Consider the following 11,003-nt stretch of genomic DNA (forward strand, 5'->3'; position numbering starts at 1 on the left):
CACCCATTGAACACACTACTTTTAGGATATAACGAGGCAAGAAAACACGCCCTAGGCCAGCTGGATAAATGCTCACCTTAATCGTGTAGCATTTATCCTACGCATGGCTAACTAACCATTACTTCGGCTTAGACCTAAGTCGGTAGATTACCAATAAACATCGGTTGCCGACGATTAGATAATCCCAAGGTATGGGCTACTTGGGAGTGTCAACGGTCTAGAAGGTTAATGGTTAGACCAGTAGCAGCACCTTTAACCGCATTATCTACCACGGAGCCATTATCAATGATCACGCCAGTGACAACACTAGCAGCAGCACCAAACCCTGCATCTTGAACTAGACTCCCAGCACTGTTACGCCGAGCTCTAGTTCTATTGCGCTTAGTAGCATTGACAGCAGCACCAGCGGCAGCGCCATTGGCACTATTACCAATCAATGAGCCGTTGTCAGTTAATTCTCCAACTACCGCACCAGCAGCGGCACCAATACCGATATCTCTTAATAAATCACCAGCAGCTGCCGGTGCAGCGGGTAGTAGTGTTGCGCCTACAAAACCGGTTGTGATCAGTCCTGGTAGTAGAGCACCGAAAATTCCTTTCATCTTTGTGTCCTCTAAATTGAGCAATCGATCTACTGCTCTTAGGTTAGATCTGCCTCTCGGTAGATAACCTCTTCCATTAGAATTATTTGACCGCGCTCAATCAAGACAGTCAATCTGCCAAAGGTTCGTAAATATATATAGCGCTAAGCCCTATATACCAATTCGATTGATTTGTGATTGATTGCTGCTAGAGATAATCATGAATCGATAAATGCGATCGCTCGCTAACTAAAATTTCAGCAGTAAATTCCAGCACTAGGGAATAATTGCGAACACCCTTGCTGGGAAACCAGAACCTTTCAGGGGTTTAGGAAAAGTTACGATTGCGATCGCACCATACTCCGGCACCTGATCCAAGTTAGTCAGCAACTCGATCTGATACTTGTCTTGGCTGAGAATATAATTTTCTAGGGAATAGTCCCCTTGGCTAGTGGCAATTCCAGGGTCAGTATCAGTTGGTTCATGACCGGAAGCAGTAATGTAGCGTTCTTCGTAAAGATATTTGAGTACTTCAGCACTCCAGCCAGGATAATGGGCAATACCATTAGCATCAGCATTACGCATTTTCGTCATACTAGGCCAAGCCTTAGACCAATCCGTACGCATTGCTACAAATGCCCCTTCTGGCACCAAACCGTATTTCTGTTCCCAAGCTCGTACATCTTCCAGGGTAATTTGATAGTCGGGGTTCTGAGTCACCTTGTCGCTGACATCGATTACCACCAGGGGTAGCACCATTTCAGTGACCGGGATTTCATCCTGAAACCGTTTACCCCTGACGAAATGAGCTGGCGGATCAACGTGGGTACCCCACTGACCAGGAAGATTATAGCGCTGTACCAAAAATCCAGAGCCCTTGGTGCCAATCATCTCATCGTAGTAGTAGGTTGTGGTGCGTTTTTCAGGATCAAAGCCTGGCCAGTGGGGAATCTGGGGATGAAAGGTATGGGTTAAATCCACAAACTCATGGGACTTTAGTTCTGCTAATGTATCCCAAAGGCTGGGGTAGTCAGCGGTTTGGGCAGTGCTCGGGTTTGCCAAACCGACTATGACAATCATGGTTAAGACCAACAAAGCTTTACGCAACATGGCTCTTGCCTAGAAAAATTATCAAATGAAGTATCAAGAATTAAGGATAAATCAGTGTCCATGTTCTATCCATACTTCTATAGTTATTGGTTATTTTTGAGCACTTACCCATTTACACACTTACGCACTTATCTACTCAATTGGAGGTCAAACGCTTAGAAATCTGGTTAATTAGCCCACTAAAAATGGCTCCAGCCATCAGCACGCCAATGGCGGGAGTAAATACTGGCTGCCAAAGGCTGTACCATAGTTCCAGTCCCAAGGGAATACCAACCGAACGACCAACCAATGCGATCGCAAACCAAAGAAAGCTCAATAAGACTAGAAAAACATCGAGCATTAAAATTTGGTTGAGCCCACGGAGCAGTTGCTCTTTCATTTTCAAAAATTTCTGGTAATTTAGTTTAATTGTCAACGTTATTAGTTTATTGGTGTGCAGTCATGCTGGTCAAGAGTGAAATAATCGAACTTAAAACCCACGAATCTATCGCTATCTACAAGATCACCGATTACATCAGAAAATTACTGGAGGTTACTGGGGTTAAAAACGGTCATGCTTTAGTTTTTTCCAGACATACAACTACTGCGTTAGCCATTAATGAATATGAAGAACGATTACTCGAAGATATCAAAGTCCATCTAGACAAGCTAGCCCCTAAAGATGGTAAATATCTCCATAATGACCTGCACTTAAGGATTGTACCTCCTGATGAACCGATCAATGCCCACTCTCACCTAATGGCCATGATGCTAAACAACAGCGAATATATTCCTATTATTGATGGCAAATTAGCTTTGGGCACCTACCAATCGGTTTTATTCGTTGAATTAGATGGACCTAGAGACAGAACTGTTTTAATTCAAGTATCTGGTGAAACCTAAAAATTATCTGACTATAAATTGCCTGAAGCAGAACGGTTTAACTAAACACCATTATCCTAATTATAGATAATTATAGATAGAATGAGCTGAGCAAACTACGTTAATATATTGGGATAAAAGTTGTGTTAAACTAGATAATATTGGACTCGCTCTCACTAAGAATCCTCTTCCTTCTCAGAAGGTGGAGTGTCAACATAGTTCTGTTTGAACTGATTGAAGTAAGTTGAGGGTACCCCATCGAAACTATGCCGAAATTCTGGTTTAGACTATACAGTAGCGCTACCATAGCATCACTTCTACTTGCCGCTGGCTTTTGGAAGACTACGCCACTGTACCATGCAGCAAACACACTACTCCCCTCACTAGCAGTATCCCCTGGCAATCAAGTAGTCGATCAGGGTTCTCCCCCAGCCTGCTCTGCTATTGATCCGATTACCAAGGGTATGAAAAAAGAACGAAGAGCAACTGCAATGGCACAATTAGCTCGATCAACAGAAGATTGGCATTTTGTGATTAATGAGTGGATTCAAGCCATTGAGGATTTGCAAGCTATCCCAGCAGACAGTCCTAAACGGATTTTTGCTCAAAAAAAAATTGCTGAATATATCAAGAACCTAGAGTTAGCGTACCTTGAAGCAGTAGCAACCACGTCATCCTTGCCCTTCTCTAGTTTTGATAACGACATATTTGATCAGCAGCTGCAGCTTTATCTATCCTATATTGCTGCCGTTGGTAGGCCTGACATTCTAATTGTAGGTAGTTCCCGCGCATTGCAAGGGCTTGATCCTCAGCAACTCCAAAAATCCTTAGGAATGTTAGGCAAAGGAGAGCTAAAGGTTTTCAATTTTGGGGTAAATGGTGCCACAGCTCAATTTGTTGACTTCCAACTCCGTCAGCTCCTGACTCCAGAACAATTGCCACGGTTAGTGATCTGGGCTGATGGGGTGCGTGCCTTCAATAGTGGACGAGTAGACCGCACCTATCAATCCCTCGTCGCCTCTGAAGGATATAAACGTTTGCTGGCAGGCGATCGCCCCACACTTCCTAAAAGTCAAAAGGAATCTGCCAATACTTGCCAAGCTATTTCTGAGTCTACTATTTCCAGTGTTACTACTAAAATTTATCAAAAATGGGCACCAGAAACTAGACTTTGGGCAACAGCGACCTTAACTTCAAATCGGCAACCTAGACCCTGCAACCTAGACCCTGCAACCTGCAACCTGCAACTGGTTTCAAAACAGTCAACTCCCGCCAACACTGGCTATAGTACTTTTGCCATCAATGCTAATGGTTTTCTCCCTATGAATGGCACCTTTAACCCAAAAATTTACTATCGGAGCCATCCACGAGTGTCAGGGAGATATGATGCCGATTATCAGCCCTTCAGTTTTGCTGGTAAACAGACTACTGCTGTCAATGCTATTAAAAGCTTTTTGAAGAAACAAAATATTCCCTTAGTGGTGGTTAACTTACCCCTTACCAAAGACTATTTAGATCCAGTGCGTCTGAGTCGTGAACAGAAATTGCAGCAGTGGATGCTCAAACAAACTGATCAAGGATTTATCTTTATCGATATGGGGAGGCAGTGGCTAAACCAAAATCAGTATTTTGCTGATCCGAGTCATCTGAATCAATACGGCGCAGCAGCAGTGGCTAGCGAGTTGGCGGCTAATCCCCAGATTCCTTGGCCTTGACCCAATTCATAACCCAATTCATTAATTTTGTACCCTCAATCACAAATTATTTTAGGGAGTAATGGGCAGATAGATTATTACCAAATAAAAACAGTTTTGCTACATTAATTAGATAAAATTTAGATAAAATTTAGATAAAATTTAGATTAAGTTTATTCGAGTAAAGGCTGTGGTGTGTATTTAAAATTGACAATGTAATTATTCAAGTTTTGGAGTTGTTTTTGAAGCTATTTTGTTAATTTTGCCAGCGGCCTGAATCAAACTGTATTAAACAATCCAAATTAGCTGATTTTTGCTGCCAAATTCACACGTTACAGAGTTTGTCAACCCCTACACCTAAATAATTACATAGACAATTAACGATTAACAATTAACAATTAACAATTAACGATTTACCTGCATACCAAGTGATTAAACTGGAGGAGATATTATTCCCCCAGTCTTACTTGCCTTTAAAGCCTAGTCTCTTTACATGTTGTTGAAAGCTTTCCCTTCCAAGCGATACACCCTAAAGCAATAACGTGTAACAGACCCAATAGAGAACTTGGTTCTGGTACTTGTTCGATTGAATAGACAGTAGTTGTGCCACTGACCTCATTGTTAACAACTAGCATCGGTATGTCGTTGGGACTATCCTCTGCTGATATGAAAAGCAATCCTTCAGGACCAAGATCCCCTGCTGTACCAGCCTCAGGATCCCCTAGGAAGTCGCGGTTGTTGATGTAATTTACAAAAAATGCATTTTCAGGATCGGTAACGTCATAGACTATGAAGCCACCAATTTGCTCAAAACCGATGAAGGCAAAGGTGCGATTGAATAACTCAACCACTTTTATCCCCTGGGGTTCCGGACCTCTATTATCGCTGCGGGTATCAAAGTTGTTTTCCTCAGCTTCAGCGTTGAAGAAATCCGGAAATAGGTCAGCAGTTATTTGTTCAAAAGCATCGCCACTATCAAAAACTAGCTCTAAGTCATCCTCTATTACCTTCCAAATTGAGAAGGAGCGTGTTCCAAAGGCAAACAGTTCGTCAAAGTCACCGTCTCCATCAGGGTCACCATTGATCGTTGAAACTTGCAAACGTCCTAGGACATCGTCTTCTTGTAGAGCGATCGCATCAGGGAAAACAGTTGGGTCTAACACTAAGTCATCTATTCGATCATCTTCCTGGAAAAACCTGACTTCTTCACCGTCTAAGTCACCCTCAATGCGGAGGAAATCGCCTTCGTTAGCACTGACTAAGTAAGTTATGCCGTCAACGCTATAGACATCAAGTTGGTCTGGCTGGAATAACCCAAACACTGGCCTGTTTTCGATATTGATAGCATCGTCTCTATCGCTAGTATCTAAACCATTATTAGGCTCACTGTGATCTTTGACACCGAGACCCACAACGTTGGTGAACTCATTAGTTTCTAGATTGAGAACACCAATAGCATTGTTTTCCTGGAGTGCTACCCAGGCAGTTTTACCATCGTCTGAGACAGTGATGTTTTCCGGTTCGAGATCCCGATCAGGGGTAATCGGAGACTCGAATAAATCCTCAATGCCGAATTCGTCCTGGGATGAAGCCTCAACTTCTTCAAATGCATCAACAAACAGCTGAACTCCCTGGTTTTCGAGATCCTGTTTTGAGAACGAACTAAAGTCTGCAGTTCTGACAGTAGGATGCTTCGGGTCAAGAAGGTCGATAATACTAACCGACCCCTTTGGATTAACGATCTGACCTAAAGTTTCTGAGAAGGCTGGCTCTCCTTCATTGGCAACCAGTAACTTTCTGCCATTTGGGGTAAAGGTTACCGCGTCAGGCAAGGCACCAACCGTGACCGATGTTTTGAAGTTACCGTTGGTGTCAAAGAAAGCCACTGTTCCTGGATCAGTTCGCACTTCATTGGCTACGGAAACCGCTACTAAGCCATTGCTAGAGGCAATACTGGTTGGTGTTGCCCCAAAGGATGCCAGGGGGATGGTGCTGGATAACGAGAGGTTGCCTCCGACAAAATTCAGGACATCGACTTGATTGCTACTAGCATTGGTAACGAATAACCTTTGGCTGAGTGGATCGAAAGTCGATATCTCCGCCGCTCCATCATCGAAGATTCCCGTGGAAAAGGTAGAAATCGGTTTGATGTTTAGGGAGAAGGCGGCGGCAGGTGATGTTAGTATACCCAACAGCAATGTTGAGTTAATGGTTGCTTGTATGATTTTAGGCATTTTTCTATGAGAAATAGATGGACTCTGATCTTTTACCATGGTGTTCCTTACTCCGTCTAGGTAGAGGTAATACTTAGATACTGTAAATTAAATGCCTCTGATGCAATTTATGATGCAATTTATATGAGAAATTTTTTATATCAGTGAAATTTCGTGTAGTTCTAGTAGTCTTCACTGAAACTTCACCAAATCTTTACTTAAACTTCACAAAGTCTTTAGTCAATCTTTAAATAATGAATCACCACAGCGTGATGGGATCACTTTAATTTAAAACCTAATCCAACTTTGTTTCACGCCACTTTGGCGGTAATTTGCAGAATATGATTAAGAAATACTAGCATAGTTTTGGATATATGATTAAGTTTTTAGATAAAAAAGTAGTTATAACTCTGACTATTCATCATAATTACTAGTTTGTTTACTCTAGTTTTAGAGTTTAAAAACTAGCTAGTTTTTTTTAAACTAGCTAGTTTTTAAAAAATATATTAACTATTAGTAATCTATAACAGAGTGTGAAACGCCCCCATTATAAATAGTCTTTAGGGTACTTAACCTTTTTCACGCAAATTTAGAGTGTCGATCGAGTTATACTACCAAGTCGCATTATTGCTTTTAAACTTAATCCTGGATTTACGAAAGGTTAAATGATTATAAACTTGTTTAGCATCAATTTTATTTCTTTTTATTTTTTTAATAAAAACTATAACGGATGGTAGTATATCCAGCAAAAATGGTACAAATAATTACTGGATAAACCAAATTAAATTACTAAAAAACTATTAATAATATAAAATTATGTGATTCGATATAGTCTAGTAGAAGGTGTACATTAAGAGCCCATAACTATTAAGATGTGCAACAAATTGCTAGTAAGTAGATCATGTTATGTGACGAGATCAAGTGATACCATAAAACAAACGCTCCTAGGTTCTACCACACTAATGCATCTATTCCGATCCTCAAGAGTCATTGTCTAACCGGGAGGTAATCTATGACTTCTCAAGAAACCGGAGCTTCGAGCTATGCAAGGTGTGCTTTAGCACAGGGTGTCTATGGGGAGGTGAAACTTGTGAAACTAAGGTACTCTCAAAGAGATGATTTTTCGGAGGCAAAACCTACGAGGACAAGGAAAAGGCCTTGGGGTAAGACGAATACCTTTTCCCTTTGTCCATCAGGCGACTGGGTCATTCCCTCTAAGCATGCAACTCGCTCTAGCCCAACTGCACTAGGGTGTTCTGGCACAAAGTTCCCTGTATTGCTCTTCACCTAACCCAAGGAATTACTAAGGCATCTACAGTTCAAGGGGATAACCGAATCAGTGAATTTACCTATGGGCTTTTGTGTTGAGGTAGAGTGTCCTGCAGGAAATCGCTATTCTTAGGTAGATTCACTGAAAACTTTGCTAAGTTGGCTAAGGTAGCCATCCTGACATGGCTAACCCTAGTATCTACCTGTGAAGACATCGGTTCTAACTGTAATTGAGAGTAGGACACTATGTTAACCAAGCTGTTAGGAAAAGTTATGCTCCTTGGTCTGCTCACTTCATTAGTGAGCTGTACTCAACCAGCAGAACAATCAAACCCTAGTTTAGAGCCATCGACAATTTCTGAAGACACTAAGGTGATTGTCTTAGGTGATATTTCAAAAAATCCAGCCAAAAAGATTCGCCGCTTCCAGCCCCTGGCAAATTACCTGGCTGACAAGTTGAGTCAGTTTGATATTAACACTGGCGAAGTAAAAATTGCCTCCGATTTTCCGACCATGATCAGCTGGCTGAAAGAAGGGGAGGTACACCTATACTTCGATAGCCTCTACCCAGCCATGAGGATTAATCAAGAGTCTGGTGCTCAACCAATTTTGCGCCGCTGGAAACGGGGTGATGGTGATTACCACACGATTATCTTTACTATGAAAGACCGAGGGATTAAATCCCTAGCTGACCTCAAGGGTAAGAAGGTAGCGTTTGATGATAGACAATCGACCTCTGGCTATATGTTACCTATGGCTTATCTGATTGAAGCAGGTTTGAAGCCTAAGGAAAAGGGATCAGCCAGTGATGTAGTGGCAGCTAATGAGGTGGGGTATATTTTCAGTGATGATGATGAAAATACTATCCAATGGGTGATTAGCTCAAAGGCAGACGCTGGTGCAGTGGATAACCAGACTTTCAAGCAAGTCCCGGAGGATGTCCGGCAAGCCATGACTATTTTGGCTGAGACGGAAAAGGTACCTCGGCAATTGGTGATGGTTCCAGGCAATATGGATCCTGAGTTAATGGCTCAGCTCAAGAGTATCCTGAGTACCATGCATGAAGACCCCAAGGGTAAAGAAGTGCTGACTAAGTTCCAGAAGACTGCTAAGTTTGATGAATTCCCAACTCTACAGGGGTTGGAAAGGATGCAACAATTATACAACATTGTTGAGAATCGGTAAATTGCATGGGCAGATTTAGCTGGAGACAATGGCCATTAGCCACTAAACTGACAATGACCATGACTAGCTTGGTCATTGTGGCAGTGGCTAGTGTCACCATGCTATCTCTGCACCGTGAGCAACAAACCTTTCGTAAAGAACTCAAGCAACAGGCTGAACTATTGCTTAAGACTCTGATCTTAGTGACTGATGATGCGCTGCACAACGAAGATGCTGATTCTTTGGAGGAGGTCATGGAGCAGCTCGGGGAGGAGGGGTTAGTGGAGGAGGGTTATATCTACCAAAAAGATGGACGGATCGTAGCCAAAGCCGATTCGGTAGACGGTCAGGTGTATAGTCTCAAGAGTGACCCTGTTGGCCAGAAGCTGCTAAAGCTAAAAAAAGATAAGACATTTGAAGATTGGGAAGCTAACCAACTTACTGTTGGGAAAGCAGTGATTCTGGGTAATGATACAGTGGGAGCGATTAGTCTTGGACTGTCAACAAAACCTCTGGATAATAAAATTGCTGCGGTACGCAATCAAGGTCTAGTGGTGGCAATAACTGCAGCGGCTGCCGGTACCCTGTTGGCACTGCTGCTGAGTCGGTCAATCACTGAACCATTGCAACAGATGACTGCTGCAACTAAGCGTTTGACAGCTGGGGACTTGAAGCAGACTATTACTGTTCACACCAAGGATGAGCTAGCGGAGTTGGCAGATTCCTTCAATAGCATGACATCCCAGCTGCGAAAACTCATTAAAAATTTGGAACAGCGAGCTGAAGCTCTGCGCCAAAGTGAAGCTAAAAATCGAGCCTTGCTTAATGCTATCCCAGATTTAATGGTGCAGTTCAGTCACGATGGTACATTTCTAGAGTATAAAATTGCAAGGAGTCATAATTCTTTTGGGTCTTTTGATCAAGTCTTGGGTAAAACGGTGTATGATGTATTACCACAAGAGATAGCTCAACTTTATATCCGCAATGTTCACCAAGCTTTGGAAACTGGGGAGATCCAAATCTTTGAACATGAGATGTTTATTAATAGCCAACGCCTCCATTTTGAAGCACGGATTGTGGTCAGTGGAGATAACGAAGTGCTGACCATTGTCCGGGATATTACGGAGAACAAGTTGGCTCAGATTGAGTTGCAACAGGCAAAAGAAGCAGCTGAAGAAGCCAACCATGCCAAGAGTGCGTTTATGGCTAGTATGAGCCATGAACTACGGACACCCCTTAACGGTATTCTGGGCTTAAGTCAGTTGCTCTGGGAAGATGCCGAGGAATTAGGCTATGACGAGTTCGTCTCTGACTTAAAGGAGATTTGGAACTCTGGTACGCACCTGCTCACACTGATCAGTGATGTTCTAGACATATCAAAGATTGAAGCGGGCAAGATGAATCTCTACTTAGAGAGCTTTGATGTTACCACCCTGATAGTGGAATTGGAAAGCCTTGCTAAGCCACTGATGCAGAAGAAGAACAATAGTCTAAAGATCAGCAGTGCTGATTCTCTCGGGGCAATGGTGGCTGACCGGACTAAGCTCAAGCAGGTTCTGTTAAACTTGCTAAGTAATGCTGCCAAATTCACTGAGACAGGCACGATTACTTTTAGCATTGTTCGTGAAGGAAGTAACCATAGGAATGGCAAGAACGAACTGATGTTGGAGTTACCCCAATCTTATTCGAGATCCTCAAGTGCTTCCTACACCACAATCGATATTCCTACCTCCGCCAATACCTTAGCCAATCTCAAATCTGATGATTGGTTGATATTCTCGGTAACTGATACTGGCATTGGTATGACTCCAGAACAGCTTAACAAAGTATTTCAACCATTTACCCAGGCAGATAATTCAACCACCAAAAAGTATGGTGGAACGGGTTTAGGTCTTTCCATAAGCCAACGCTTCTGCGAGATGATGGGTTGTAAAATTAGCGTGACAAGCCAGATTGGTGTTGGCTCTACCTTTACCATCCGTTGCCCTGCTTTAGTAAATGACCCCAAATCAGAAACACCTAAGGGCTAAATGGGTAATCGGTAATGGGTGAAGTGAAGGCAAAAGGCAAAAGGCAAAAGGCAAAAGGCAAAAGGCAAAAGGCAAAAGGCA

8 protein-coding genes are annotated in these 11,003 nt (G+C 42.5%); 4 read left to right on the forward strand and 4 right to left on the reverse strand.

Going from position 1 to position 11,003, the window contains the following annotated elements; all coding sequences use genetic code 11:
* Positions 1–209: 209 nt before the first annotated feature.
* The 3 genes from AC4II3_RS27705 to AC4II3_RS27715 form a co-directional block, all read right to left on the reverse strand.
* Positions 210–602 (reverse strand): hypothetical protein, encoded by a 393-nt coding sequence (locus tag AC4II3_RS27705; protein WP_488014083.1) that lies wholly within the window; start codon positions 600–602, stop codon positions 210–212.
* 255 nt (positions 603–857) lie between these two features.
* Positions 858–1,691, reverse strand: coding sequence for a cyclase family protein (locus AC4II3_RS27710; protein ID WP_488014085.1), 834 nt, complete (start codon positions 1,689–1,691; stop codon positions 858–860).
* 136 nt (positions 1,692–1,827) lie between these two features.
* The gene (locus AC4II3_RS27715) at positions 1,828–2,070 is read right to left on the reverse strand and encodes a DUF8620 family protein (RefSeq protein WP_488014097.1); all 243 of its coding nucleotides are present in this window, start codon (positions 2,068–2,070) and stop codon (positions 1,828–1,830) included.
* 62 nt (positions 2,071–2,132) lie between these two features.
* Between AC4II3_RS27715 and AC4II3_RS27720 the strand changes: the two genes are divergently transcribed.
* Positions 2,133–2,573 (forward strand): secondary thiamine-phosphate synthase enzyme YjbQ, encoded by a 441-nt coding sequence (locus AC4II3_RS27720; protein WP_488014087.1) that lies wholly within the window; start codon positions 2,133–2,135, stop codon positions 2,571–2,573.
* A 245-nt stretch (positions 2,574–2,818) separates the two neighbouring features.
* Positions 2,819–4,267: a hypothetical protein gene (locus AC4II3_RS27725; RefSeq protein WP_488014089.1), complete on the forward strand. Its 1,449-nt coding sequence runs from the start codon at positions 2,819–2,821 to the stop codon at positions 4,265–4,267.
* Between the two features lie 452 nt (positions 4,268–4,719).
* On the opposite strand, the gene AC4II3_RS27730 is transcribed toward AC4II3_RS27725, so the two are convergent.
* Positions 4,720–6,480: a choice-of-anchor I family protein gene (locus AC4II3_RS27730; protein WP_488014091.1), complete on the reverse strand. Its 1,761-nt coding sequence runs from the start codon at positions 6,478–6,480 to the stop codon at positions 4,720–4,722.
* A 1,494-nt stretch (positions 6,481–7,974) separates the two neighbouring features.
* Here AC4II3_RS27730 and AC4II3_RS27735 point away from each other — a divergent pair.
* Together AC4II3_RS27735 and AC4II3_RS27740 are read left to right on the forward strand one after the other, a co-directional pair.
* A complete protein-coding gene (locus tag AC4II3_RS27735) occupies positions 7,975–8,913 on the forward strand; it encodes a phosphate/phosphite/phosphonate ABC transporter substrate-binding protein (protein ID WP_488014093.1) in 939 nt (312 codons plus the stop codon).
* A 53-nt stretch (positions 8,914–8,966) separates the two neighbouring features.
* Positions 8,967–10,922, forward strand: coding sequence for an ATP-binding protein (locus AC4II3_RS27740; protein ID WP_488014095.1), 1,956 nt, complete (start codon positions 8,967–8,969; stop codon positions 10,920–10,922).
* The last annotated feature ends 81 nt before the right edge of the window (positions 10,923–11,003 follow it).

The sequence above is a fragment of the Moorena sp. genome (assembly GCF_982860115.1).

Excerpts from the sequence above, each read along its gene's own strand:
- AC4II3_RS27730 (WP_488014091.1), bottom strand. The coding sequence starts at position 6,480 with ATGCCTAAAATCATACAAGCAACCATTAACTCAACATTGCTGTTGGGT.
- AC4II3_RS27740 (WP_488014095.1), top strand. The coding sequence starts at position 8,967 with ATGACCATGACTAGCTTGGTCATTGTGGCAGTGGCTAGTGTCACCATG.
- AC4II3_RS27705 (WP_488014083.1), bottom strand. The coding sequence starts at position 602 with ATGAAAGGAATTTTCGGTGCTCTACTACCAGGACTGATCACAACCGGT.
- AC4II3_RS27715 (WP_488014097.1), bottom strand. The coding sequence starts at position 2,070 with ATGAAAGAGCAACTGCTCCGTGGGCTCAACCAAATTTTAATGCTCGAT.
- AC4II3_RS27725 (WP_488014089.1), top strand. The coding sequence starts at position 2,819 with ATGCCGAAATTCTGGTTTAGACTATACAGTAGCGCTACCATAGCATCA.
- AC4II3_RS27710 (WP_488014085.1), bottom strand. The coding sequence starts at position 1,691 with ATGTTGCGTAAAGCTTTGTTGGTCTTAACCATGATTGTCATAGTCGGT.
- AC4II3_RS27720 (WP_488014087.1), top strand. The coding sequence starts at position 2,133 with ATGCTGGTCAAGAGTGAAATAATCGAACTTAAAACCCACGAATCTATC.
- AC4II3_RS27735 (WP_488014093.1), top strand. The coding sequence starts at position 7,975 with ATGTTAACCAAGCTGTTAGGAAAAGTTATGCTCCTTGGTCTGCTCACT.